23 protein-coding genes are annotated in these 25,179 nt (G+C 67.7%); 7 read left to right on the top strand and 16 right to left on the bottom strand.

Annotation, left to right across the window (positions count from 1 at the left end):
• Nucleotides 1-14: 14 nt before the first annotated feature.
• Nucleotides 15-1,565 carry a bifunctional diguanylate cyclase/phosphodiesterase gene (locus NIBR502771_RS04320; protein ID WP_141158647.1) on the bottom strand — a complete coding sequence of 517 codons (1,551 nt, stop codon included), beginning with the start codon at nucleotides 1,563-1,565 and terminating at the stop codon, nucleotides 15-17.
• A gap of 20 nt (nucleotides 1,566-1,585) precedes the next feature.
• Nucleotides 1,586-3,229, bottom strand: a complete 1,644-nt coding sequence (locus NIBR502771_RS04315) for an ATP-binding protein (RefSeq protein WP_141158646.1) — start codon at nucleotides 3,227-3,229, stop codon at nucleotides 1,586-1,588.
• Between the two features lie 217 nt (nucleotides 3,230-3,446).
• Here NIBR502771_RS04315 and NIBR502771_RS04310 point away from each other — a divergent pair, with 217 nt between their 5' ends.
• The 4 genes from NIBR502771_RS04310 (at nucleotide 3,447) to NIBR502771_RS04295 (ending at nucleotide 7,077) form a co-directional block, all read left to right on the top strand.
• Nucleotides 3,447-4,223, top strand: coding sequence for a class I SAM-dependent methyltransferase (locus NIBR502771_RS04310; RefSeq protein ID WP_141161404.1), 777 nt, complete (start codon nucleotides 3,447-3,449; stop codon nucleotides 4,221-4,223).
• Between the two features lie 370 nt (nucleotides 4,224-4,593).
• A complete protein-coding gene (locus tag NIBR502771_RS04305) occupies nucleotides 4,594-5,046 on the top strand; it encodes a hypothetical protein (protein ID WP_141158645.1) in 453 nt (150 codons plus the stop codon).
• 19 nt (nucleotides 5,047-5,065) lie between these two features.
• Nucleotides 5,066-5,875 (top strand): SDR family oxidoreductase, encoded by an 810-nt coding sequence (locus tag NIBR502771_RS04300; protein WP_141158644.1) that lies wholly within the window; start codon nucleotides 5,066-5,068, stop codon nucleotides 5,873-5,875.
• A gap of 77 nt (nucleotides 5,876-5,952) precedes the next feature.
• Nucleotides 5,953-7,077, top strand: a complete 1,125-nt coding sequence (locus NIBR502771_RS04295) for a glycerate kinase (protein WP_141158643.1) — start codon at nucleotides 5,953-5,955, stop codon at nucleotides 7,075-7,077.
• A gap of 21 nt (nucleotides 7,078-7,098) precedes the next feature.
• Here NIBR502771_RS04295 and NIBR502771_RS04290 read toward each other — a convergent pair whose 3' ends face one another.
• Both NIBR502771_RS04290 and NIBR502771_RS04285 read right to left on the bottom strand, forming a co-directional pair.
• Nucleotides 7,099-7,761, bottom strand: coding sequence for a DUF6766 family protein (locus NIBR502771_RS04290; RefSeq protein WP_141158642.1), 663 nt, complete (start codon nucleotides 7,759-7,761; stop codon nucleotides 7,099-7,101).
• Nucleotides 7,762-7,764: 3 nt separating this feature from the next.
• A complete protein-coding gene (locus NIBR502771_RS04285; protein ID WP_141158641.1) occupies nucleotides 7,765-8,286 on the bottom strand; it encodes a DUF6328 family protein in 522 nt (173 codons plus the stop codon).
• A 150-nt stretch (nucleotides 8,287-8,436) separates the two neighbouring features.
• On the opposite strand from NIBR502771_RS04285, the gene NIBR502771_RS04280 reads away from it, so the two are divergent.
• Both NIBR502771_RS04280 and NIBR502771_RS04275 read left to right on the top strand, forming a co-directional pair.
• Entirely contained in the window at nucleotides 8,437-8,814 is a 378-nt protein-coding gene (locus tag NIBR502771_RS04280) for a hypothetical protein (RefSeq protein WP_141158640.1), read from the top strand.
• Between the two features lie 172 nt (nucleotides 8,815-8,986).
• A complete protein-coding gene (locus NIBR502771_RS04275; RefSeq protein ID WP_141158639.1) occupies nucleotides 8,987-9,865 on the top strand; it encodes a glycosyltransferase family 2 protein in 879 nt (292 codons plus the stop codon).
• On the opposite strand, the gene NIBR502771_RS04270 is transcribed toward NIBR502771_RS04275, so the two are convergent.
• From NIBR502771_RS04270 to NIBR502771_RS04225, 10 genes are all read right to left on the bottom strand, one after another.
• On the bottom strand, nucleotides 9,862-10,740 hold the full coding sequence (locus tag NIBR502771_RS04270) for a biopolymer transporter Tol (RefSeq protein ID WP_246839808.1): 879 nt from the start codon (nucleotides 10,738-10,740) through the stop codon (nucleotides 9,862-9,864). The two genes, NIBR502771_RS04275 and NIBR502771_RS04270, sit on opposite strands and share 4 nt — an antisense overlap.
• Nucleotides 10,741-10,777: 37 nt before the next feature.
• Nucleotides 10,778-11,779: a sugar phosphate isomerase/epimerase gene (locus NIBR502771_RS04265; protein ID WP_141158637.1), complete on the bottom strand. Its 1,002-nt coding sequence runs from the start codon at nucleotides 11,777-11,779 to the stop codon at nucleotides 10,778-10,780.
• Between the two features lie 41 nt (nucleotides 11,780-11,820).
• Nucleotides 11,821-12,987, bottom strand: coding sequence for a Gfo/Idh/MocA family protein (locus NIBR502771_RS04260; protein WP_141158636.1), 1,167 nt, complete (start codon nucleotides 12,985-12,987; stop codon nucleotides 11,821-11,823).
• A 19-nt stretch (nucleotides 12,988-13,006) separates the two neighbouring features.
• Nucleotides 13,007-14,134, bottom strand: a complete 1,128-nt coding sequence (locus NIBR502771_RS04255) for a Gfo/Idh/MocA family protein (protein WP_141158635.1) — start codon at nucleotides 14,132-14,134, stop codon at nucleotides 13,007-13,009.
• Complete coding sequence (locus NIBR502771_RS04250) at nucleotides 14,131-14,883, bottom strand: sugar phosphate isomerase/epimerase (protein WP_141158634.1); 753 nt, start codon at nucleotides 14,881-14,883, stop codon at nucleotides 14,131-14,133. The genes NIBR502771_RS04255 and NIBR502771_RS04250 overlap by 4 nt, the downstream gene beginning before the upstream one ends.
• 41 nt (nucleotides 14,884-14,924) lie before the next feature.
• Nucleotides 14,925-15,818 carry a carbohydrate ABC transporter permease gene (locus NIBR502771_RS04245; protein ID WP_018762699.1) on the bottom strand — a complete coding sequence of 298 codons (894 nt, stop codon included), beginning with the start codon at nucleotides 15,816-15,818 and terminating at the stop codon, nucleotides 14,925-14,927.
• Complete coding sequence (locus NIBR502771_RS04240) at nucleotides 15,818-16,780, bottom strand: carbohydrate ABC transporter permease (RefSeq protein ID WP_141158633.1); 963 nt, start codon at nucleotides 16,778-16,780, stop codon at nucleotides 15,818-15,820. Before NIBR502771_RS04240 ends, NIBR502771_RS04245 begins: the two co-directional genes overlap by 1 nt.
• Before the next feature lie 9 nt (nucleotides 16,781-16,789).
• Entirely contained in the window at nucleotides 16,790-18,118 is a 1,329-nt protein-coding gene (locus NIBR502771_RS04235; protein ID WP_141158632.1) for an ABC transporter substrate-binding protein, read from the bottom strand.
• Nucleotides 18,119-18,231: 113 nt separating this feature from the next.
• The gene (locus NIBR502771_RS04230; RefSeq protein WP_141158631.1) at nucleotides 18,232-19,053 is read right to left on the bottom strand and encodes a hypothetical protein; all 822 of its coding nucleotides are present in this window, start codon (nucleotides 19,051-19,053) and stop codon (nucleotides 18,232-18,234) included.
• Entirely contained in the window at nucleotides 19,050-20,138 is a 1,089-nt protein-coding gene (locus NIBR502771_RS04225) for a Gfo/Idh/MocA family protein (RefSeq protein ID WP_371706618.1), read from the bottom strand. The genes NIBR502771_RS04230 and NIBR502771_RS04225 overlap by 4 nt, the downstream gene beginning before the upstream one ends.
• A 196-nt stretch (nucleotides 20,139-20,334) precedes the next feature.
• On the opposite strand from NIBR502771_RS04225, the gene NIBR502771_RS04220 reads away from it, so the two are divergent.
• On the top strand, nucleotides 20,335-21,552 hold the full coding sequence (locus NIBR502771_RS04220; RefSeq protein ID WP_141158630.1) for an ROK family transcriptional regulator: 1,218 nt from the start codon (nucleotides 20,335-20,337) through the stop codon (nucleotides 21,550-21,552).
• 35 nt (nucleotides 21,553-21,587) lie between these two features.
• Here NIBR502771_RS04220 and treS read toward each other — a convergent pair whose 3' ends face one another.
• Nucleotides 21,588-23,867, bottom strand: coding sequence for a maltose alpha-D-glucosyltransferase (treS, locus tag NIBR502771_RS04215; RefSeq protein ID WP_141158629.1), 2,280 nt, complete (start codon nucleotides 23,865-23,867; stop codon nucleotides 21,588-21,590).
• Between the two features lie 112 nt (nucleotides 23,868-23,979).
• Complete coding sequence (locus tag NIBR502771_RS04210) at nucleotides 23,980-25,179, bottom strand: glycerate kinase (protein ID WP_141158628.1); 1,200 nt, start codon at nucleotides 25,177-25,179, stop codon at nucleotides 23,980-23,982.

The raw sequence follows: 25,179 nt of genomic DNA, 5'->3' as shown, positions 1-25,179 counted from the left end.
CAGTAGTTTTTGCGTTACTGGTTAGCGCTTTCCTGCTGGTCAGCCAGCAGTTCCGGAATCTGTTCCGGGGGAACGGGGCGGCTGAAGTAGTAACCCTGGGCGCTGCGGCAGCCCAGGCCGCGCAGTATCTCGGCCTGCTCCGCCGTTTCCACGCCCTCCCACACAGCTTCGAGCCCGCATGCCCGCACCAGTTGCAGGACGGCCGCCACCAGGGCGGGCTGGTTGGGATCGCTCTCGAGCCCGGTGATCAGCGACCGGTCCACCTTGACCCGGTCCACCGGCAGCCGGCGAAGGTAGCTGATGGAAGAGTAGCCGGTCCCGAAGTCGTCGATTTCGATGCCCACGCCCAGGCCGCGGAGCCCTCCCAGCGAATACCGGTCCAGCTCATTGCCTTTGACGATTGCCACTTCGGTCAGCTCCAGGACAACCTGTTCGGGCCTGACGCCGGTCTCCTTGAGGGTGTTGCGCACGTCCTCGATGAACTGAAGGCTCTGCAAGTCGGTGGCGGAGATGTTGATGCGAACGGAGAACCTGCTGTCCACCAGGGAGGCATCAATCCAGGCCCGCAGCTGCCTGACGGCGGCCTTGAGGACCCAGAGGCCCAGTTCCGAGATCAGGCCTGCCTCCTCGGCGAGGGGGATGAATTCGTCCGGCATGATGAAGCCCCGGGTGGGGTGGTTCCACCGGACCAGCGCCTCCACGCCCTCGATCCGGCCGGTGCCAAGCTCCACCACAGGCTGGTAGTGGAGCGTCAGGGCATCGTTCTTGATGGCGGCCCGCAGGTCATCCACCAGCTGGCTGCGGAGCCTGCGCATCAGCAGCAGCGCCGGCTCGAACCGGTGCAGCTTGTTTTGGCCTTCGGCTTTGGAGGCGTACATGGCGACGTCCGCCTCCATCAGCATGTCCTCCGGGCTTTGGCCCTCGCTGCCGACGCTGAGGCCGATGCTGGCACCGCAGCGCACGCTCCGGCCGGGGAGCTCAATGGGATCGTTCAGGGACGCCAGGATGCGGTGCGCCACGATGGCTGCCTGGTCTGCCGACGCCGACGGCATGACAATGGCGAATTCGTCACCGCCCAGGCGGGCGACGACGTCGGACGCCCGCACCGCGTTCCGCAGCCTTTCGCCCACGGTCATCAGGACCTGGTCGCCGGCGGTGTGCCCCAGGCTGTCGTTGATGGACTTGAACGCGTCCAAGTCCATCAGCAGGATGGCCGGCCCCTCCTGCACGCGCTCGGCGTCCGCCGTGGCCGGAGCTTCCAGTGCGGTGCGGAGGGACTCAAGGAGGGCAGACCTGTTGGCCAGTCCGGTCAGCGGGTCCTGCATGGCCATCTTCTGCATCTCGAGGTGCGCCTCGTGCAGGAGCTGGGTCCGGACCTGGACCCGCTGCTCGAGTTCCTCGTAGATGACCTGCAGGTCCTCGGCCAGCAGGTTGGTGCCCATGATGATCGCATCGAGTTCGTCCCGGGCCGCTGAGACCTCTATCCGGGACGTGAGGTCGCCTGAGGCAAGCTTGACGATGCCTTCGAGCAGCTGGGAGAGCCGGGGGTCGTCATTGGCAAACATGGCCAGTCCTCCTTTGACGCCTAATTGGCCTGGGCGCGGTCAGTGCCGAGGGGGAGGCTGACGGTGACGGTGGTCCCGATGCCCAGCGTGGAGGCGACGTCGATCCGGCCGCCGTGGCGGTCCACGATGTCCTTGGAGATTGCAAGGCCCAGCCCTGTTCCAGGGATGGCGCCGTTCATCGCGTTCGAAGCCCGGTAGAACCTGGTGAACACATGGTCGATTTCGTCACCCGAGATGCCTATGCCGGTATCGGCAATCCGCACGGTGGCCCACTTGGAGCCGTCCGCCGCGGCGAGGGATTCGCTGCCCACCTCGATCCGGCCGCCGCTGGGCGTGAATTTGATGGCATTGGACACGAGGTTGGTGAATACCTGCTGCAGCTGCACCTCGTCGGCCAGGATCTCCGGGTCCTCCGGAACCGGGTCCACGTCGATGGTGACGTTCTGGAGTGTCGCCAGCGGCCGGAGCGCCGCGGCCACCAGGTCCAGGGTGCGTCCCAGGCGCACCGGCGCCAGGTGCATTTCGGTGGTGTCCAGGCCGCCGCGGGAGACGCTGAGCATGTCCTCGATGAGTGTCCGGAGCCGTTCGGTGTTGCGGACCACGATGTCCAGCATTTGGTGGACTTCCCTGGACACCGGGTGCTCGGTGCTCTCCTGGATCATGTCCAGGTACGCCATGATCGATGTCAGCGGGGTACGCAGCTCGTGGTTCACCGTGGCCAGGAAATCCGTCTTCGCTTTGTCGAGGTCCCGCAGCTGCTTGACCACCTGCTGCTGGCTGCTGATCAGGTGGCTTTGGATGAGCCCGTAGGCGGCGTTGCCGGCCACGTGCTGGATCAGCCCCAGCTCGGCGCTGGACCAGGTCCGGGGCCGGTCCATCATGGCGATCCAGATGATGCCCAGGGAAGAGTTGCCTTCTCCGATGGGCACCGCCAGCGTCGAGGCTGCTCCGGCGATGGCCCGGGCGGGCTTTTCCGCGGCACGGGACTCGGGTTCCGTTCCATCCGCAGAGAGTGTTTCTGCGCCGGCCCACAGGGCATCTGCCGCGGCCCGCGCCTCGTCCTCGCCGGGAAGTGCGCCCTCGGGCAGCTCCACCAGTCCCTGCCGGTGCCACCTGGCCGTGATTACCGGGACGCGGGGGTCCTCGAAGGTGGAAAGGACCACATGGTCGGCCTTGAAGGTCCGGCCGAAGCCGGAGACCACGTGGTTGGCGATCTCCTGCGGATCGTTGGTGGCACGTACTGCGGCAGAAACCTCACGCAGCTGCTCGCGGAGGCCCTCGGCCACCTGCCGGGAGGAACGCCGCCGGGTGACCTGCTCGATGAGGACGGAGGCGCGGTGGACCAGCTCTTTGGGCTCCGGCGGTTTGGTGATGCAGTCGTGGATGCCGGCCCGGGTGGCCGCCGCGATCTCCTGCGGATTGTCCAGATCCACCATGACCAGGACGGGCGCCGCGGACTGGACAGAGGCCAGGAGCGCATCGGCCACGACGACGGAGGGCTGGCCCGCGTCCAGCAGGGCGGCCAGGCCGGCGGCGTCGGAGGCCTCCAGGACGCCATACCCGGCATCACGCAGCGCCTGGGCATTGCGGGCCAGCCGGCGGGCGTTGGGATCAGCGACGACGGCGGTACGGGCCAGGTGCACGCCACTCGGCACAGCCGTCACAGTGATCCCTTCCTCCCAGTTGAGTACATTCTAGGGGGACGCGGGCCGCGCCGGTCCAGAGCGCGAGGCCCCGGCGTTGCACGCCGCATACCGTGCCGCGTCGGGAAAGGCGCGCCGTAATGTGGCTGAAGCAACGCCGGCTCCCGGGCAGGGAACATATATTTGAGCCGTGTCCTCCCCAACGAAGTCGCCGCGGTCCGTCCTGCAGAAGTACCTGATGATCCCCAAGCTGGTCAGGTTGTCCAGGGGCGCGCCGAAGGACAGGCATAAAGCGTGGGACGCATATTGGGCACGCATCACGGCGACCGGACCGGGCGGCGAGGTCCTGTGGGATTCGGGGAGCGACCACGAGTTCCTGGGCTACAAGGACAGTCTCCTGCAGTACCTGGACCCCGCCCTTCCCGTTGTGGACACCGGCTGCGGCCATGGCAGCTTTACCCGTGCGCTGGCGGAGGTCTTTCCGCGCGTGGTGGGGGTGGATGTCTCCCCGCACGCCGTTGCCAGGGCCCGGGCGGAGTCCGCCGGACACTGCAACACGGCCTTTGAAGCACGCGACATGACGGCGGAAGGGGCCGGGGCGGCCCTGGCGGAGTCCATCAACGCGGGCGGTGACGGCGCCAACGCCTTCATCCGCGGCGTCCTGCACGTCCTGGCCCCGGCCCATCAGGTGGCCCTCGTCGAGAACCTCCGGCTCCTGGCGGGCCGCCGCGGCACCGTCTTCATGGCGGAGACCAACTTCCAGGGGAACCCGGTGGAGTATGTGTCCCACCTTGGGGCAACCACCCGGGGCATCCCTGCGCCGCTGGAACTGGCCATCCGGGGACTGCCCATGCCAGGGCACTTTGGTCCCGAAGAGCGGGAACGTGCGTTCCCGGCGTCGGCCTGGGAACTCCTGGAAGACGGCCATACGTCGATCGAAACCAACCCCGTGACCGGCGTACCCGGCCAGGACCGGGTGCCGGGGTACTACGCAGTGGTCCGCCCCCGCCGGTAGCCCGGCCACCCACGTCCCCGGGCCGTCGGGTACGGAAATGCCGCAATGCCCGCAGCCGGCACGCAAAGATCCCTCCCCTCCCCTTGACAGGGACGCGAACCGGAGGCTTGCTGGTAAGTAGACTTACTAGTTGTCCGGGGGAAAGGATGGCCACGCCGGCTGGGAGGAATGGTTGGACACCTTCGGCTCCCGGAAATGAATTTCATCAACCAGGAACAGCGCAGCGACGGCGCCCCTTCAACTTCTTCCGGGCTGGAAGACCCCAGCCCGGAAGAGCGCCCGAGCCGCAACCGCGCCCCAGCGTTCGGGCGGCGCCGGACACCCCCCGGCGCCCCGGCCGGCCGCCGGCGCAAGACCCACAGGAACGATCATGAGCAACCTCATCCCATCCGGAGACCTTCGCCGGATGCTGCTGCCTCCCACCTACGGGCGGCACGTCACGTCAGCCACCGAATTCACCGTCCTGTCCGTGGAAGTCTGGGCCTCGGGCCTGGTGGTAAACATCCACCTTCCCTCAGGGGACTCGCCGGAACCCCGGCTGATGCTCCAGGACCACTTCGGTACCAAATACGCGCTGCAGGACTCCGCCACGGTTGGCACGCGCAACCTGCAGGTTTTCGCGCCCTCCGTGCCGCCCGGCACCAGGAGCCTGACCATCAGGGCGGCTGACGACGCCGACAGCCGGCCCGTGGTGACCTTCGCGGTGCCCCTCATGGCCGTGCGGGAAGAACGGCCGGACCTGGCGCCCCCACCCCAGGAGGCCGAAGCCTCCACCGACGGTGACGACGAGTCCTACCAGCCCGACCTCCGCCGCCCTGCCTGACCCACCGAGAGGCCCCGCCATGCCGGATACCAGCAACTTCACACCCACCACCGCAATCGTCACCGCTTCCGACTCTGGCATCGGCAAGGCCACAGCCGTGGCGCTGGCCCGGGACGGGATGGACGTGGGCGTCACCTGGCATACGGACAAGGCGGGTGCCGAGGAAACCGCCGAGGAAATCCGCGGCCTGGGGCGCAAGGCCGTGGTGCGGCAACTGGACACAAGGGAATTCCGTGCCGCGGCGGCCGTCGTTGATGATCTCGCCGGGGAACTGGGGGGCCTGGACGTCTTCGTGAACAACGCGGGCACGGGTGCGAACACCAGGTTCCTGGACATGGGAATCGACGAGTGGATGCGGATCCTGGACACGAACCTCAACGGGGCCTTTGCCTGCCTGCAGTCCGCGGCGCGCCGAATGGTCACGGCGGGAAAGGGAGGGCGGCTGGTGGCCGTGTCCAGCGTCCATGAGTTCCAGCCCCGCGTTGGCTCCTCCGCCTACGACGCGTCCAAGCATGGCCTGGGCGGCCTCATGAAGACCCTGGCCCTGGAGCTGGGGCAGTATGGCATTACTGCCAACACGGTGGCCCCGGGCGAGATCGCCACCCCCATGACGGGGCAGGAGGACCAGGATCCGACGACGACGGAGCGCCCGGGGGTGCCACTCGGCCGGCCGGGCCACGCGAGGGAGATCGCCGACGTTATCGCCTTCCTCGCCTCGCCGGCCTCAAGCTATGTAACGGGTGCTGCCTGGGTGGTCGATGGCGGAATGCTGCAGATGGGTCCGCAGGCGGGTTCGCACCTCACGGGCAACGAATGGCGTGAGGGGTAGGCGGCTCCGGCACACTGGAAGTCCGCATCCTGAATCAGGCAAGCGCTTTCCCAGCGCTTGCTGGCATGATGGAGCGCATGCGCATTCTCATTGCTCCGGATAAGTTCAAGGGGTCCCTGACGGCAGCCGAGGCGGCCGCATTTATCGCCGAGGGAGCTCTCCGGGTGTACCCGGACGCCGTCGCCACCCAGTTCCCCATTGCCGACGGCGGCGAGGGCACCCTGGAGGCTGCGGTGGCGGCTGGCTACGAGGAGCGGCTGAACGCCGTGGTGGGCCCCATCCTCGCTCCGCTCGGGGCTGCGTGGGCCATCCATAAGGGCGGTGACGGCACGGTCACCGCCGTGATCGAGACCGCCCAGGCATCCGGCTTGGCAGAGATGGAACCAATCCCGGCGAATGCGTTGCGTGCCCACAGCTACGGTTGCGGACAGCTCATTGCCGCGGCCCTCGACGCCGGTGCCACCGAGATCGTCCTGGGCCTGGGCGGATCCGCCATGACGGACGGCGGCAGCGGCGCCCTCCGCGCCCTGGGCCTGAAACCCCTGGACGCGGCCGGCAATGTGGTGCCCCTGGGCGGCGGTTCGCTGGGCGACGTCGCAACCCTGGACACGACGGGACTGGACCCGCGCCTGACCGCCACCACCTTTCGCATCGCCGTCGACGTCCGCAATCCGCTGTATGGGCCGTCCGGGGCTGCGCACGTCTTCGCCCCGCAAAAGGGTGCGGACCAGGATGCAGTGGAAATGCTCGACGCCGGGCTGCGCAACTGGGCGTCGGTGCTGCGCGAAGCTACGGGCCGGGACGTGAACGTCCCCGGCGCGGGCGCCGCCGGCGGCTTCCCGGCGTCGTTCCTTGCCTTCACTGATGCCTCGCTGGAAGGCGGTTTTGCGCTGGTGGCCGGGCTGACCGGCCTGGCCGGCCAGTTGGACCAGGCGGACCTGGTGATTACCGGCGAGGGGTCCATGGACTCCCAGTCCCTGACCGGCAAGGCGCCGATCGCGCTCGCGGACGCGGCCCGGGAGCGTGGCATTCCCGTCATTGTGGTGGCCGGCAGGATCCTGGTGACGTTCGAGGACCTGGCCGGGCACGGAGTGGTCGCCGCGGCGCAGCTGCTGGACGTGGCATCCAGCCCCGAAGACGCCGTGGCAAACGCCGGCAAGTACCTGGCCTGGGCAACAAGCCAGGTGCTCGAGGGCGCCTGACCGGCGGCGTGGAGGGGCGCCTCAGGCGCCGGTTTCAGAATTTGGTTCGGCAACCGGCTTTGATTCCGGGGACCCTCTTTCCCGGAGGTACACCGACGCCCCCACCAGGACCCCGACGGCCAGGAACTCGCTTTGCCAGTTCTGGAAGGATTCGAACCAGAACCGGCTGGTTCCCAGATACTGCAGGAAGGTGATGGCGGGCTGGCCGTGGCTTTGCTGGTCCTGGTTGTACTCGTCCACGCCGCCGCCGGCGTGCAGGAGGAATGAGGCAAGGAACAGGACGAAAAACAGGATCGACAAGGAGTGCTCATACAGCTTGAGCACCACCCCGCCGCGCCGGATCGGCCACGGCGTGGCACTGCTGATCTGCGCGTCCCGCGGGTCCTGGTCCTGCGGTGCCCGCTTGCCCATGGGCTTGGACTCGGATGAGCCCTTCTGGAACAGGAACACCGTGAGGACCACGTACATGCCCATCTGCAGGAACTCCGATTCCCAGTTCTCGAAGGTGGCCTCGACGAACGCGCCCGTGCCCAGGAACTGGAGCACGGACACGGCGGGCTCGCCGTGGGCCTGCTGGTCTTCGCTGTAGGACGCCGCGCCGGAGAGGACCATTCCCACGAAAAACACGAGGAACAGGCCAAGGTTGGCCATCAGCAGTCCATGCTCTTTAGCCCACTTGCGCATTCATCACTCCTTGCTTCCTGCCGGCGGAAGGATCCTCCCGGTGGCCCGCTTGTTCAGGCGAAGGGGAACGAACACCAGCATCACTACCATGACGCCCAGCAGTGCACCGCCGGCCGTGACGCCGGCAGACCTTCCTGCCGCGACATCGAAGACCAGGGCGGCGGTTCCGGCGCTCAACAGGGCAATGCCGCCGAGTGCGATCTTGGTGATGGTGTCGGCGCTGGAAACCAGCGTCTCCTTGAGCCGCTTCCGGAAGAGCCGCCGGTGCACGCTGACCGGGAGGAGGATGAAGGCCGTGGTCAGGGCGGCAATCACCACGTTGGCGAGGTAGAGGCCAACCTCCCAGTCGTCCAGCTTTTCGAACCGCTGCTGGAATGGCAGTGTCAGCAGGAAGCCGGCAAGGATCTGCACGCCGGTCTGGAGTACGCGCAACTCCTGGAGGAGTTCGGCCCAGTTGCGGTCCAGCTGCTCCTCGCGGGTCTCGTTCCGGCCCGTGCGGCCGGTGTAGTCCTCAACATCGGACATCGGCGCTCCTTCCTCTGCGGCGGGGACCCACGTCTTCTTTCTACTCCTCCCGTACCCAGAAAGGCGGCTGCCCGTTGCGCCTGTGCCAACGTTTGATAAGTTTACTGATTATTACCCGTGCACCATCGGCAACGCACAACAGGAGGAAGCATGACGCAGGAAAACCAGCAGGCTGAACCCGAGTCGGCCCCGGGCGGCTACGGCACCCCCACCGCCGAGCAGGAAGCGGCGGGCACTCAGGGCGGCCAGCAGTCCAGCAGCGGCGCCCAGCAGTCCGGCGGTGCTTCGCCGGCGGGCGCGGACACCAACGAACCGCAGTCCGGGACGGGCCAGGACCCGGTCCCGCACGACATGGACCTCCCGTCCAGTGCCGCGGAGATCGATGAGTCCAACGACGATTCCCAGGGGTCGGCGCCGAACTCCTCGGAGTCCGGCCAGGAAGCCACGGGCATCCCGGACGGCAGCGGCAACGACCTTCCGCAAGAAGAATCGCCCAATGACGACGACGAAAGCTTCGACGCCGGATAAGCCAGCTTTCCACGCAGGCCCCGGTTCCCGCTGCCCCGCCGGCAGCCGTAACCGGGGCCTTTCCGTGCCCGCATACATCGGGTCCGGCTGGGTACGGAACACGCGAAACCACGCCGGCAGGAGCGGGGGGCGCCCCGTGCCGGACCCGATATCGATGCCAGGAAGGTGGACCATGGGCAGGAGATCTTCAGGGCAGTGGGCGCGGCCCACGGACCAGCAGGATGGGGCGGCAGTGGATGTCCTGGTGCCTACCTGCAACCGGCCGGCCGAGCTCGCCGTCACCCTCGCCGGACTTGCCGGCCAGGAGGACCCGGCGTTCGCCGTCGTGGTGAGCGACCAGTCAGCGGGCCAACCCGCCTGGGAACACCCGGCCGCCGCAGCCATGGTGCGGGTACTCGAGGCGCAGGGCCGCCCCGTCACGCTGCTGCGCCACCTTCCGCGGCGTGGGCTCGCCGAACACCGGCAGTACCTGCTGGAGCAGTCCACCGCCGGCCAGTGCCTCTTCCTGGACGACGACGTCTGGCTGGAACCCGGCGCACTGGACGTGCTGAGCCGGGCCCTGGAAGAGCTTGGCTGCGGTTTCGTGGGCATGGCGCCGCAGGGTCTATCCTTCCTGGCTGACCGCAGGCCCGATCAGACGGCACCCTTCGAGGCATGGGACGGGCCGGTGACTCCCGAACGGATCCGCCCGGAAGGTCCGGGGTTCGATCGCTGGCCGCTGCACAACGCGGCGAACCTCAGCCACCTCGGCGCTGACCTTTCCCTGGAACCGGGCGAGTGGGTGCCGTACCACGTGGCGTGGCTGGGTGGCTGCGTGCTCTACCGCAGGCAGTTGCTGGTCGACGCCGGTGGGTTCCGTTTTTGGAGCAGCCTTCCGGCCGGGCACGCCGGGGAGGACGTGGTGGCGCAATGGCAGGTGATGGAGCGGTATGGCGGCGCGGGCATCCTGCCCTCCGGGGCAGTGCATCTGGAATCGCCTACGACGGTAACGGACCGCCGGGTGGAAGCGTACGACGTTGTCCTGGACCGCGGGTCCGCCCAGGCGCCTTAGTGGCCCGGGTGGCGGCGGGCTTCAGGCTCCGCTGCCGGCTGCTCCCGACCCGGGTATGCCACGCAGGCGAAGCGGTCGGAGGCAGGCGACCAGCTGTTGACGTTGAGGGTGCCCTGGCCGCCGGAGACCGGCCAGGTCTGCAGCGGGGTGGCCCAGTCGTCCGTGGCGACAAGGACGACGTCGACCGGCAGGTCCGCGGGGTGGCCTTGCGTTCCGGCGGGGAAGCGGACGTAGCTGGCCAGGCTGCCGTCCGGGGAGAGATGCGGGAACCAGTCCACCGTGCCGCTCGCCAGGAGCTGTTCGAATTGGCTGCCGTCCGGTCGGACGCGGGCCAGCTGGGCGTGGCCGGGAACGGTGCTGAAGGATTCCGTGTTCAGGTACAGCCATTTCCCGTCGGGCGAGTACTCGGGACCGTCGCAGTGGCCCGGCCCGACGTCGACGGCGGCAGCGGCACCGCCGTCGGACGGCATGGTCACCAGCCGGCCGGGCCGGGTAAAGTCTCCCGCCTCGATTCCGACATAAGCGAGCTCACTGCCGTCCGGGCTGACGCCGTGCAGGAAGTGGAAGGACCCGTCGTCGCCGGTCACCCTGGTGGCCGGCCCGCCCGCAAGGGGCGCCCGGTAGATGTGCCCGTCATCCGCGGACACGTAGATTGTTTTCCCGTCCGGGGCCAGGACGTGGTCGTTGTTCAGGGCAGGAACGCCGGTCACCGGGACCTCGGCGAGGGACCCGTCCGCCAGGCCCAGGCGCCACAGTTTGCCGTCCCCGTTGAGGATCAGCGATGATCCGTCGAGGGACCAGTTGGGCGCCTCGAGAAGCATATTCCCCGTGGAGTATGCAAGGTCCAACGCTCCCGTGGCTGAGGCGATCCACACCTGGCACTGCTGCCCCGGCGACAGCCCGCGCACCGGGTCAGTCGTTGCTGCTGAAGGCGGCGTCGAAGCTGGTTTGGGAGGCGGGGAAGTCGTACTTCTTCAGGGCGGCGAGGGCTTCGGGGGCTCCGTGGAGGCGGTCCATGCCGGCGTCTTCCCATTCGATGCTGATGGGTCCGTTGTAGCCGATCGCGGACAGGGCGCGGAAGGAGGCTTCCCACGGGACGTCGCCGCGGCCGGCGGAGACGAAGTCCCAGCCGCGGCGGGGGTCGCCCCAGGGCAGGTGGGAGCCCATCACGGTGTTGCGTCCGGTCTGGCGGATCTTGGTGTCTTTGCAGTCCACGTGGTAGATCCGGTCCTTGAAGTCCCAGATGAAGGAGACGGGGTCGATGCCCTGCCACATCATGTGCGAGGGGTCCCAGTTCAGGCCGAACGCTTCGCGGTGGCCGATCGCTTCGAGGGTGCGGACGGTGGTCCAGTAGTCGTAGGCGATCTCGGAGGGGTGGACTTCGTGGGCGAACCGGACGCCTTGTTCGTCGAAGACGTCCAGGATGGGGTTCCAGCGGTCGGCGAAGTCCTGGTAGCCGGCGTCGATGACTTTTTCCGGGACGGGCGGGAACATGGCCACGTACTGCCAGATGGCGGAGCCGGTGAACCCGACCACGGTGTCCACCCCGAGTGCCTTGGCCAGCCGGGCGGTGTGTTTCATTTCCTCGGCGGCGCGTTGGCGGACGCCTTCGGGGTCGCCGTCGCCCCAGACTTTGGAGCCGACGATGGCCTGGTGGCGGAAGTCGATGGGGTCATCGCAGACGGCCTGGCCTTTGAGGTGGTTGGAGATGGCCCAGACCTTGAGGTTGTACTTGTCCAGGATCTCGAGTTTGGACTCGACGTAGCCGGGTTCGTCCCAGCGCCAGGCGTCCAGGTGGTCGCCGGAGACGGCGATTTCCAGGCCGTCGTAGCCCCAGCCGGAAGCCAGTTTCGCGACTTCTTCGAAGGGCAGGTCGGCCCACTGGCCGGTAAACAGGGTGAACGGGCGGGACATGGATCTCCTTGGCTGGTGGCTGGCTGGCGCGCGGTGGCGCCCTAGCGGCGGACGACGGTGAGCGTGCTCTTGTTGGCTGCGGATTCCTCCACGGCACTGAGGATGTGCTGGACGTTGAGGCCTTCCTCGAACGACGGCGAGGGCTGGGTTCCGTCCCGGACCGCCAGCAGGAAGTCGCGGACCTGGTGGGTGAAGGTGTGTTCCCAGCCGATGATGTGGCCCTGGGGCCACCAGGCTTCGATGTACGGGTGCTCGGGTTCGTTGACCAGGATGCGGCGGAAGCCCTGCTCACGGACGGGGAGGGTGGCGTCCAGGAAGCCCAGTTCGTTGAGGTTTTCGAGGTCGAACAGCAGGCTGCCCTTGTCGCCGTAGACCTCGATCTGGAGGCTGTTCTTCCGTCCTGTGGCCACCCGGGAAACCTCGACAGAGGCGATGGCCCCCGAGGCGAGGGACAGCGTGGCCCAGGCGGCGTCGTCGACCGTGACGTCCTCCAGGCCGTTCTCGCCGGGGCGCCGGTCCACGAAGGTGTTGAGCCGGCCGGTGACCTCGTTGACCTCGCCGCCCAGGAGGAACAGGACCTGGTCGATGGCATGGGAGGCGATGTCCCCGAGCGCGCCTGACCCGGCAGTTTCCTTCCGCAGCCGCCACGTCATGGGCGCCTCGGCATCGGCGAGCCAGTCCTGCAGGTACGCCGCGCGGACGTGCCGGACCGTGCCCAGCCGGCCTTCCGCGATCAGCTCCCTGGCCAGGGCCAGGGCCGGGACCCGGCGGTAGTTGAAGCCGATCATCGACTGCACGCCCCTGGCCCGGGCCTTGGCTGCCGCGGCGGTCATGAGCTCGGCCTCGGCCAGGGTGTTGGCCAGGGGCTTTTCCACCAGGACGTGCTTGCCCGCCGCCAGGGCGGCGACCGCGATTTCTGCGTGCATCCAGCCGGGGGCGCAGATGTCTACGATGTCGATGTCGTCCCGTTCGATCACGGTGCGCCAGTCCGTTGCCGATTCGGCCCACCCGTACTTGGCGGCGGCCTCGGCCACGGCGTCCGCGTCCCGGCCCACGAGGACCTTCTGCTCGAAGGCCGGGACGTCGAAGAAGCTGGCCACATTCCGCCATGCGTTGGAATGCGCCTTGCCCATGAAGGCGTAACCGATCGCGGCCACCCCCAGGGGGCGGGAGGGCGTGGATTCGGAGGGGTGTGCGGGTGTGCTCATGATGCGTTCCTGCTGCCTGTCAGAGGGTTGCGGATTCCGGTGCCCAGTCCTCGGGGAGGGCGGCGGATGCCGGGGCGGAGCTTTCGACGTCGATGAACGTGCCGGAGTCGATGGACTCACTGATGGAAACCATGGTGTCCAGCACGTGGTACGCCAGGTCACCGGTGGCGCGGTGCGGGACGCCGGCGCGGAGGGACCGTGCCATGTCCAGGACGCCCATGCCGCGGCCGTTGGCGGGCCCGGCGGCCGGAACGGTGGTCCAGTCCTCGTCGCCGGCACGCCAGAGCTTGATGTCGCCGGTGAAGTAGTTGGGATCCGGCAGCGACAGGGTTGCTTCGGTGCCCGTGATCTCCACGAAGCCCATCCGGGTCCGGGGGGACTCGAAGGAGAAGACGCTGTGCGAGGAGGCGCCGGACTCGAACTGCGCCATGGCCGAGACGTGGGTGGGCACCTCGACGGTGAACTCCTCGCCCGCCTTGGGGCCGGAACCGATCACGCGGACATCCTTGGCCTTGGACCCGACGGCGGCCACCTTGCGGATGGAGCCGAAGGCCTGGACCAGGGTGGTGAGGTAGTACGGGCCCATGTCGAACAGCGGGCCGGCGCCGTGCTGGAAGAGGAAGGCCGGGTTGGGGTGCCAGGACTCCGGGCCGGGGGTCTGGAAGGTGGTCATCGCCGTCAGCGGGGTGCCGATGTCGCCGCGCTGGATCAGGCGCAGGGCGGTCTGGATGCCGGCGCCGAGGAAGGTGTCCGGGGCACAGCCCAGGCGGATACCGGCGGTGTCCGCCGTCTTGAGCAGGCCGAGCCCGGACTCGCGGTCCAGGGAGAAGGGCTTCTCGGTCCAGACGTGCTTTCCTGCGTTGACGGCGGCGGTGGCCACCTCCACGTGTGCTGCCGGGATGGTGAGGTTGACGATGATTTCGACGTCGGGATGGTTCAGGGCCTTCTCCACCCCGCCCCACTCGGGGACGCCGTACTCCTTGGCCCGTGCCTCGGCAGCTTCCTCGAAGAGGTCCGCGATGACGTGGACCTTCAGGTCCGGGAACGCCGTGAGGTTGTCCAGGTACTGCTTGCTGATCACGCCGGCGCCGATGACGCCGACGCCCACCGGGCCCTTGCGGGGAGATTGTGCTGCGGGGGTGCTCATGCGGTGGCCCCCTCGGCTGCGGTGTTGCTGTTCAGGAAGGCGAGGCTTTCGGCGATGCCTTCGAAGATGTCACCGGCGTAGTCGTCGAATTCCACGACTCCCACTTCAAGCGACGTGGCCGCGGCGATCACGTCCATGACCGGCACTTTGCCCTGGCCTGCCGGCTGCTGGGCCTTGTTGTCCCTGGTGAGGGGGCCGTCCTTGATGTGGATGAACTTCACCCGGTCACCCAACTTTGCCAGGATGTCCACCGGGTCCTGGCCGCCAACCGCTACCCAGTACGTGTCCACTTCGAGGACGAGTTCCGGGTCCAGCAGGGATTCGAAGTATTCCAGCGCGGTGCGGCCGTCAATGATGGACTCCAGCTCCCAGGCGTGGTTGTGGTAGCCCACCCGGATGCCGTACCCGGCCCCCTTCCTGGCAGCCTGGTTGAGCTTTTCGGCGGTGGCCTGGATGTCTTCGGCCTTCTGCCAGTGCTCGGCGGGCAGGAACGGGTCAATGACCGTGCTGATGCCCAGTTCCTTGGCCGCGGTGAAGATCTCGTCCTGGTCCTGGCTCATCAGCGGGGCGTGGCCGGACGGCGCGGTGAGGCCGTTCTCTTTCAGGGCTGCGCCGAGTTCCTTGGCCGTGGCCACGAAGTTGTAGGGCTCCACCTGGGTGTAGCCAATAGCGGCAACCTTCTTGATCGTGCCGGGCAGGTCCTCGGAGATGGCGTTGCGGAGTGTATAAAGCTGCAGTGAGTAGGACATGGGTTTCCTTAGCGGTTTTGTAGAGGTCGTTGGGGTTGGGGTCAGCGGCCCGCGAGGGAGCCGCCGATGCCACCGACGCTGAAGTATTTGTTCAGGGCGGCGAACACGATGACGGGCGGGAGCATCATGACCACGGCCAAGGCCATGACTGAGGTCCAGTCTGTCGCGTTTTGCTGGAAGAACGACTGCACGCCCATGGGAAGGGTGAAGATTTCGTTGGAGCGGAGGAAGACGATGGCCACGAGGTAGTCGTTCCAGGCCAGGAGGAAGGCGAAGATGGCGGTGGAGAGGACGCCGGGGAGGGAGTTCCGGAGGACCACTTTGGTGAAGGATCCGAAGACGGAGCAACCGTCGATCCAGGACGCTTCCTCGAGGCTGATGGGGATGGAGTCGAAGTACGCGGCCATCATCCAGGTGGCCACCGTCATGGTGGAACCGACGTAGATGATGGTCAGGCCCAGGAGGTTGTCCACCAGGCCCATCCCGGCGAACAGGATGAACAGCGGCACCACCGAGGTGATGATGGGCAGTGACTGCATGACGAACAGGAGCAGGGAGTAGCCGGAGACGGCCTTGGACCGGCCGCGGGAGAGGACGTAGCCGGCGGGTGCGGCCACCGCCACCGACACCACCACGGTGGAGAGAGTGGTGACCAGGCTGTTCTTCAGCCACGTGGCGGCAAGGGTCTTGGAGAAGACGTTGCTGAGGTTCTCGAAGGTCAGGCCGGTCGCGGTGCTGTTGGGGCCAGGGGTGAAGGCGAGCACGATGGTGACCATGATGGGCACCAGCACGATCGCGGTGATGATGAGGATGGCGATGAACCGCCACCAGCGGCCGCGTTGGCCGGCTTCGGAGAGTACCCGGCGGGTGTTGCCTGCCTGGCCGACGCCGAGGGCCGGGCCGGACTGGGGATGGGCGTGGACTGCTGCGCTCATTATTCGACACTCGACTTTCGGATCTGGCGGTACAGGATGACCGAGATGACCACCAGGGTCATGGTCATGAGGAAGGCGATGGCCACGCCGGGGCCGGTGGCGAAGTCCTGGAACACGGTGCGGTAGGCCAGGACCACCAGGGAGGTGGTGGCGTTGACCGGGCCGCCGCCGGTGAGCAGGTAGATGGTGGGGAAGTCGTTGACGCAGAAGATGGTCATCAGGATCCAGCTGATGTAGGTGGAGCGGGCGATCAGCGGCAGGGTGATCTGGGTGAATTGCTGCCAGCGGCTGGCGCCGTCCATGCTGGCCGCTTCGTAGACGGTGGTGTCCACGGACGCCAGGGCGGCCGAGATCATCATCATCATGAACGGGAAGCTGACCCAGACTTTGAAGACCATCACGGTGATGGAGGCCAGGGTGGGGTCGGCCAGGAAGAGCGGGGTGCCCAGGCCGAGGTTCCGGAACAGCGACGGGATCAGGCTGTCCGGGGTGGCCACCAGCCAGTTCCAGGCGGTGGAGGACACCACGATCGGCACCACCCAGGGCAGGAGCAGCAGGACCTTGAACGTATTGCCGGCGGGGATCTTGGTGCGCAGGAGCAGGGCGAGGCCCAGGCCCACGAGCCAGGATCCGAACACGCCGACGATGGTGAACCAGAGGGTGAACTGGGCGGCTTTCCAGAACGCCGGCGAGGTCAGGACGGTGGTGAAGTTCTGGACGCCGACGAAGTTGCCGGTCTGGAGCAGGTCGCCGTCGTGCGTCGCCTGGACCGCGGCATAGATCAGCGGGTAGCCGTGGATCAGGACAAGGAGGACCACGGAGGGGAGCAGGAGCCAGAAGAAGGTCCTGGTGGCCTGGGCCGAGAGTTTGCTCTTGCGTTTGCCGGGGGCGGCCCCGGACCCGCCGGGGGCAAGCCCGCGGCGGGCCCGGGCGAGGCCGGATTGTGCAGTGGTGGAGGACATGGCGGGCGCTTACTTCTTCAGGACGGACTCGAGGCCGGACTGGAAGGTCTGCAGGGCGGTCTTGGCGTCGGCCTTGCCGGTGATGATGGTCTGGCTGAACTGGTTCAGGGCCTGGCCGCCGTCGAGTGCGGCGAGGTTGGCGTTGAGCCTGCTGCCCTGGGCGGCGAAGGTCTTGGCGATGGGCTGCCAGTCCTTGACGATCTTGACGTTGTTGGGGTCGTTGGCGAATTCCGGAATCTCGGTGATGGACTTGAAGACCGGGAGGGCGGACATCAGCTTCTTCTGCCACAGCTGCTTGAGCTGGCCCAGGTAGTACACCAGGAACTCCTCCGAGGCGTCCTGCGACGGTGTGTTGGTGTACATCATGATGTTGTTCGGGAAGACGATGGTGGCCTTGTCGCCGTGCGGGCCCTTGATGGGGTCAGCCACCAGCAGGTCGCCGGAGGTGTCGCCCACGCGCTGCGGGACGTTCACCTGGAACAGGCCGTAGCCGGCCTTGCCGTCCTTCCACTGGGCGGACATGTTGTCCGTGGTGTAGCTAACGGCGGCGGGGTCGACGATGCCGTTGGACACGAGTTCCAGGACAAACTCCATGGCCTCGACGTTGCGGTCGTTCAGCAGGTCCAGCTCGCCATCCTTGTTCCAGACACCGCCGCCGTTGTTGACCATCATCATGATCATGGAGTGGTTGGCGTAGTTGTTGCCTGCGCCTGCGCCGGTGGTGAAGCCGAACGCGCCGATCTTCTTCAGCGCCTTGCCGGCCTCCAGCAGCGACGGCCAGTCGGTGGGCAGCGCAACATTGGCTTTCTCAAACAGGGACTTGCGGTACCAGAAGACGCGCATGTCCAGCTGCCACGGGACCGCCACGTAGCCCTTGTCCGACTTGAAGGGGTCCAGCACGCCGGGCAGGAAGTCATCGAACTGGCCGTTGGCCTTCAGCTTCTCGATCACCTTGTCCGCGTAGGCGATCTGGCCCTGCTGCTCGAACTGGAAGGCCTGGAAGCCGCCGCCCGTGGACACAGCCGGGCCCGTCTTGGAGGCAATCGCGGAGGAGAAGGTCTGGTAGAAGTTGTTCCACTGGATGATCTGGTAGCTCGCCTTGGCGCCATTGGCACCGGAGAAACCTTCCGCGATGCCCTTGGCGGCATCGTTGTAGGCCGGTGTTGCCCAGGGCATGTCCCAGAACTTCACGGTGCCGCCGGCCCCGCCCCCGCCGCCTCCCTGCGATGCCGAGCCGCCGCCGCAGGCAGCGAGCAGGGGTACGGAGGCTGCGGCAGCCGTCAGGCCCAGGAAGCCGCGCCGTGAGAAGGAGCGGCGCTGTTCGGGAGTTGCGTTCATGATGTGTGTCCTTTCGGGACCGTCTTGCGCTGTGCGCCGTTGGTGCGGTCCTGCTCATCGTTGAGAGTGGAGGTGGGACTGGACTGCTGTTCGGTTGCGTATCGGTGGGCTGGTTACGTGGCAGCGAGGGTTGCGTAGAGGTCGGTCAGCCGGGCGAACCCGGGCAGGTCGGCCGGGAGGGTGCCGGCGCTGAGATGGGTCTTCAGCCGCCGCCACGCCGCACGGTGGGCGGATTCGTACAGGGTTGGAAGCAAAAGTTCGCCGTGGGCCCCGGTGGCCCTGACTTCGGCGGGCCACGCGGCGTCCGGTTCCGGCACCCGGACGGCCACCCCGCCGTCGGCCGTGTAGAGGTGGATGTCGACGCCGGCCGGGCGGGCGCCGGTGAGTACGCCCTGCGCGGTGAACGGTGCGCCGTTGGCCAGGCGTGCGCTGACCGTGTAGCCGCTGGCATCGCTGCGGAGGACTTCGGCGCCGTACAGCGGTCCGCTGACGGCCAGCACGGCGGCAAAGTGCCGCGCCAGGAGGCGCTGGATGTCCGTGCCCGGAGCCGCCGTCGCCACGCTGTCCATCAGGGACGCCGTGCCCAGGCCGCCGCGTACGGCATCACGGGCGTCGGGATTGCCGCTTTCGTTGATCAGCGCAGGGTTGGAGGCCCAGTGGAGATCGAGGACGACGGCGGCACCGGCGGCCCGGGCGGCGTCCGCCAGCTGCTTGGTGCCCTCCGGGACGGGATCCACCACAAGGATGCCGCGCGACCCGGACCTGATGGCCCGGACGGCCTCCGTGGTCCAGCCCGCTTCGCCGGCGATCACCGCAACGTCAGCCGCCCGGTCCTGCGCCGCAGGGCCGAAGGTTGCCGGGAGGGACGCAACCGCCGAAGCTACTGCCCCTGCTTCCCCGGCCCGGGGCGTTGCTGCCACTGTGTAGGCGCTCATGCGTTGGCTCCTGCCTTTTCGGCGGCCGCTTGTCCCGCGGCAACGTTCTGCACGGTGGCCCCGGAGATGGCAAGCGCAAACGTGAGGTCATCGATCAAAGTTTGGGCGGAGGGAGCCTGGCGGGTTCCGCGGGCCAGTTCGGCAAGGTGGCGCCACTCGCCTTCGTAGCCGTTGTGGCCGTAAGGGCCGTAGCTGGTGGCCTGCCCGTCGCGGGAGAAGGTGGCCACAGCGGACCCGGCCTGGACGTAGGACGGCGTGAAGTCGATGTGGAGCGCAGAGTCGTCGGCGATGGCCTCGAAGGTCCACTCCGGCTTCCAGGTGCTGTTCATGACGGCGCGCAGTTCAATCACGCGGGTGGGGGTCCGGAGCGAAACCGCGTAGCCGGAGGGCCGCACGTGCCGCGCCTGGAGCACCTCGATGTCGCCGAAGTCCGGGGTGAACCGGCGCACCAGGGGGAGGTCGTGGATGGCCAGGCCCATGATCCCGCCCTGCATCAAGGCCTTGATGACCCCGATGTCCGAGTAATCGGGGTTGCCCGCGGCGGGGCGGGTGATGATTTCGGTGGCAAAGTCTTCGAAGCGGGCATTCGGCGGCAGGACGATCGAGGAGCGAAGGGTGTGGACGCGCTCCGGGAGGTCACCCCAGTTCTGTTCCGCCGCCAGCCAGCCGGGATCGAAGGTGTGCATGGCTCCCACCACGATCGGCACGCCCGTCGCGGCGCTGGCGTCCGCGATCCTGGCTGCCTCCTCGCCGTTCATGGCGAAAGGCTTCTCGCAGAGGACCGCCTTCTTGCCGGCGCGGCACGCCGCGATGACCTGGTCCGCGTGGAACTGGTGGGGGCTGCAGATGGCGACGATGTCCACGCCGGGGTCGCCCAGCAGTTCGTCCATGCCGGAGCTGGAGACCGCACCGACGCGCGCTGCCACCGAGGAGGCAACCGCAGGGTCCACGTCCATGATGTGCCGTACTTCCAGGATGTCCTGGAGCCGGGCCAGCGCCGGAAGGTGGATGGCCTGGGTGACCGGCCCGGCGCCGAGGATGCCGACGCCCAGGGGCCGTTCTGCTGGCGCTTCGATGTGGGACAAGTTCTATTACCTCTTTGTAAGGCGGACTCTGGAGTACCGGAGGGATCAGCGCGGCGGATGGTTGCCATCGAAACCGCGAATGTGCCCTGAATCACAACGTAGATGTACTTTTGACGCGCGTCAAGCAAAAGTTGTTTGTTTCGCGTCATTCTTCTGCTGTGGTGACAGCACTAAGTAACAGTGTTATGACTTAGACATGACTTCAACGACGGGCAGGCAGGCCGGAAAAGACTCCGACGTCGGCAGCCTGTCGCGTGCCGGGGACCTGTTCCAACTGCTCCGCGACGGCAGGGCCCGCACCCGCGCCGAGCTTGCCCTGAGCACAGGGCTGGCCCGCTCCACGGTGGCCTCCCGGATCGATGCGCTTATGCTGTCCGGCCTGGTTGGCCCGGCAGGGGAAGCCCTCTCCAGCGGCGGCAGGCCGCCGTCGCGCTTTGCCTTCAACCCGTCTGCCCGCCTGGTGCTGGCCGTGGACGTGGGCGCTACGCACGTCATCGTTGCCCTGACGGATCTTGGCGGAAACATCCTGGCCGAACACCGGCTGGCGCAGCAGGTGGCCGACGGGCCGGAAGCCGTGCTGGACCAGGTGGTGGCGCAGGGCAAGGAGCTGCTGGCGTCCACCGGACGGACCGTTTCGGAACTGGCCGGGATCGGCATCGGGCTGCCCGGGCCGGTGGAACATGACACCGGCAAGCCCGTCAAGCCGCCCATCATGCCGGGCTGGGACGGGTTCGACGTGGTCAGCTACGTCCAGCAGTCCCTGCCCGTCCACGTTCTGGTGGACAACGACGTGAACATCATGGCGCTCGGGGAGCAGTCCGCGCACTGGCCCGAACACAGCAACTTCTTCTTCGTGAAGGTTGCCACCGGCATCGGTTCCGGCATTATCAGCAACGGCCAACTCCAGCGCGGGGCCAATGGCACGGCGGGGGACCTTGGCCACGTCCAGGTGGGACGGGGCGCGGATGTCCTCTGCGCCTGTGGAAACTATGGGTGCCTGGAGGCGCTGGCGTCCGGTCCCGCCGTCGTGCGTTCCCTGAAGGAGCAGGGACTGGACGTGGCCAGGGGCGCGGACGTGCTCCGGCTCGCCGCAGACGGCAACCTGCAGGCCATCCAGGCCCTGCGCCAGGCCGGCCGGGACATCGGCGAGGTACTGGCCACGGTGGTCAACCTGCTCAATCCGTCCGTCATCGTGGTGGGCGGCAGCGTGGGCGAAACAGGAGAGCACCTGGTGGCCGGCATCCGCGAGGTGGTGTACCGGCGCTCGCCGCCACTGGCCACCTCCCACCTGCGCATCAATGTCTCCCGCGCCGGAAGCCAGGCCGCCGTGCTCGGGGCAAGCCAGCTGGTCACCCAGTACGTGCTCTCGCCTGCCATCATTGAAGCCACGCTGTCAGGCGCCATCGCCGGGTAGCGCCGGGGCGGTGCCCGGCGCCATCCGGCGGCTTCTTACGCCTCCGCCTCCGGTTCGGGCGCCTCGGTCAACAGCAGGGCCGTTCCGCCGTAGGCAGGCAGCTCGAGGAAGAAGCTGTGCAGGTCGTCCACCTGCGCCACGGTCTCCCCACTGAACAGGTCCTGGACGTTGGCGCCGGACGGCAGTTCGTTGGACTGGATGCTGCCGGTGATGTCCTGGCCGGAGAAGTTCAGGGCGGTGACCTGCAGGTCCCCGTCCTTCAGCCGGTTGACCAGCACCAGCGCGGCGCGGTTGGAGACGTCGGGCACGTCCAGGAGGGTGCCGGTGGCGATCCCGTTTTCCTCGCGCACGGCGAGGATCCGCTGCAGCCGCCGTGCGAATGAGTCCTGGTCCCGCAGCTGGTCCGGCAGTGAACCGTACAGGCTGCGGGCCCTCGGCATTCCCGCCGATGAGTTGGTAGCGTCCGGGCTGGTTCCCATGAGGTCGTGGGCGCCGCGGTTGATCCAGCGCGTGTCACCCTGTGAAGTGAGCTCGCCCACGCTGCTGCGGTCCAGTGCCAGGATGCCGGTGAGGTCCCAGCCGGACAGGGCAAAGACGCCGGGCTGCAGGGCGTTGTACATGGCCAGGAGCAGGTGCACATCCCGGATCTGCGCCTCCTGCTCCGGGGTGACGGCGGCCGGGTCCTTGATCCCCAGGGCGGCCATGATGAAGCTGACCGTGGTGCAGGCGATGCCGTTGGTGGTGAACACGGCGTTGTAGGGCGCATTCTCGCCGGTGAGCCGGTCCCGCAGGGTCTGCTGCACATTCTCGGCCAGCTGGGCGCCCGTGAGTTCCTCGCCGTTAAGCTCGAACATCTCCTCCCGGTGGCCGGCGGCGAAGTGCAGCAGCTCGTAGGTGAGTTCGTCATGGTTCTGCAAAGCGTGCACCAGTGAGGCCTGGTCCACCCCGATTTCCATTGACAGGCGGAGGGTCAGCCGCAGGAACTCGGTATCGGCGGTGACCAGCGCGTAGTGGTACGCCGGCCGGGTGATGAAGTCGTAGGAGAGGTCCGGGCCCGCCTCCGAGGTTGCCTTGATGTCATCGATGGTCAGGTTCAGCTCCTGGAAGGAGAATCCGCCCACCTTGCGGATCATGGAGCCGATGAGCTGGTTGGCGGCCTCGGACAACGGGTGGCCTTCGGACCAGCCGGGCTGCTCTTCGGCGCTCTTCTCCACGCCCAGGAAGCCGTTGGCGTCGAGGCGCAGCGCCCCCGTGCCAAGGTCCACCAGCGAGTGCAGGGCGTCGCCCACCACCAGGCGCATCCCGGCGAACGTTGGGTCAAGCCAGTTAATGGAGGGCTGGCCGGCCTTGAAGTAGTGCAGGTAGACCCAGCGGCGGGTCTTGCCGGTGGTGTCCACGATGGGCCGCGTGGCACTCCAGTTGGTTTCCTTGACGCCGGGCTCGTAGAAGATGACCCGCTGCAGCCGGCCGATGATGTAGCCGGCCTTCTGCAGCGCCTGCTCCGAGTCGGGGCTGAGGTTGACCGAGTCTGCGCCTTCCGGGACGTCCGGGAGCAGGTTCCAGTCCTCCTCGGGAATGTCCACCATGTGGTAGATCCCCGGGTAATCGCGGAAGTTCATCTCGGCCAGGCGGAAGTCCGCGCCCTTTCCGGTGTGGCCGGGGACGATGTCGTCAATGACGGTGCCGTCGTGCTCCGCGGCCACCTCGCACATGCTGCGGAACTCTTCTTCGGTGCCGAAGACGGGGTCGATCGCCATGCTGATGCGGTCAAAGTGCCCGTCCACGCTGGGCGTGTGGGACCAGCCGCTGATGCCGCCGGCGAGCTTCACGGGCCCGGTGTGGATCCCGCGGATCCCGATCTCGCGGAACGCCTTCCACATTTCGGGGTCGCCAAGGGCGGACAGGAATGACTGGCCGGTCCGGGTGATGAAGGACAGCGGGTAGGCGGTGAACCATACGGAGGCGCGTTCGACGGCGGCCCGCGGGTTGGGGTGCGCGTACGAGTTCTGCCACATGCTGGCCTGGCCGGACAGCTGCCGTGCCAGCGTGTTCGCGTCACCGAGCATGGCCTGGTTCCGCAGCCACTCCACGTATGCCGCGTTACGCCCGTCGAATTCGAAGGATGGCCGGCTGCCCACGAACTGCCGCCGGCGCGCGATGGGACGCAGGGCCTTGGGGCGGGCCGCGAAGAACTGCTCGTCGAACGTGACCTCAAGGTCCGGTGACGGCTCCGCCGCGTCCTCTTCCACTTCCACGCTGGCCTGCGCGGAATCATCCGCTTCCGAAGTACGCTCGCTGGTGCCCGGCTCCCGCATAAGCTCCTCTTTCCGTTGCTCGTTTCCGTGCTGGCATGGATGCTCCAAGACCCCTTGCCCAAGGTCAGGTACCCAAGCGAGCAGGGAGTATTCGGTGTTCCCTCTCCCGATGCTACTGCCCGGCGGAGCCGGCGGAAGGGACAAACGTGCCGGGCTGGCGGATGCCTTGCCCGATCTGCCGGCCGATGTCGCGGCCGATCCGGGTGAGCAGGGCTGCGGACAGTAGAGGGTCCTTGGCGGAATCCCGGCTGGTGTAGTCAGCCAGGGCGTAGACCTGCGCCAGGGACAGGTCCGCCCAGCGTTCCCGGGGGAGCAGGGAGCGGCCGGCCACGGCGATGAGGGTGCGGGTGCCGGAGCGGCGGGCCACCGCGGCGGGCAGTTTGCCGGCGAGGGTCTGCGCATCGATGCTGCCTTCGCCCGTGATGACGACGTCGCAGCCGGCCTTGCGGGCATCGAAGTCCAGCAGGTCCAGGAAGAAGTCCGCTCCGGAGACCTGGCGCGCGCCCAGGAGCAGGCAGGCGAATCCGATTCCCCCGGCGCTGCCGGCTCCGTCATGCCGTGCCAGGCTGGCCGCGGCCCCAAACCCTGCGTCCGCCATCCTGCCAACGAAGTGTTCCAGCCCGGCGTCGAGGGCCGCGACATCCGCCGGGCCGGCGCCTTTTTGCGGCCCGAAGACGGCCGCTGCCCCGGCTGGCCCGGTCAGGGGGTTGGAGACGTCGCTGGCGACCACCAGTTCCGTCCCTGCCAGGCCTGGCAGGAGGGAACCGCGGACGGCGTGGATGCTGCCGAGTGCATGGCCGGTCCCCGGCAGTACCGTGCCGTCGGCTGCGAGGAAGGCGTATCCCAGGGCGGACAGCATTCCCATGCCGCCGTCCGTGCTGGCGCTCCCGCCCAGAGCCAGCACGATCCGCGCGGGCGACAGGCCCAGGGCGAACCGGACTGCCTCACCGAAACCGCGGCTGGATGCATTGAGGGCATCCAGGGAGCCGTCCGCCAGGAGCGCGATCCCGCAGGTGTTGGCGACTTCCACGACGGCTGTGACGCCGTCGAAGGCGATGGACGACTGGACCCTTTGCCCTGTGGGGCCCGTGACGGAGCAGGTGTGCCGGGCGAAGCCGGCTGAGACAGCGGCGTCCACGCTGCCGTCCCCGCCGTCGGCCAGCGGCAGCAGCTCGCATTCGATGGCCCCGGCGGCCCCGGCGGTGGACCGGAGCCCGGCCGCCAGGGCTTGTGCCACCTCGCCTGCGGTGAGGCTGCCCTTGAATTTGTCGGGTGCGATCAGGGCACGGACCGTGGTGGTGTTGACGGGCAT

The organism is Pseudarthrobacter sp. NIBRBAC000502771 (genome assembly GCF_006517215.1).
In the GTDB taxonomy this organism is placed as follows: Bacteria; Actinomycetota; Actinomycetes; order Actinomycetales; family Micrococcaceae; genus Arthrobacter; species Arthrobacter niigatensis.
This window is presented reverse-complemented; position numbering and strand designations above follow the sequence as displayed.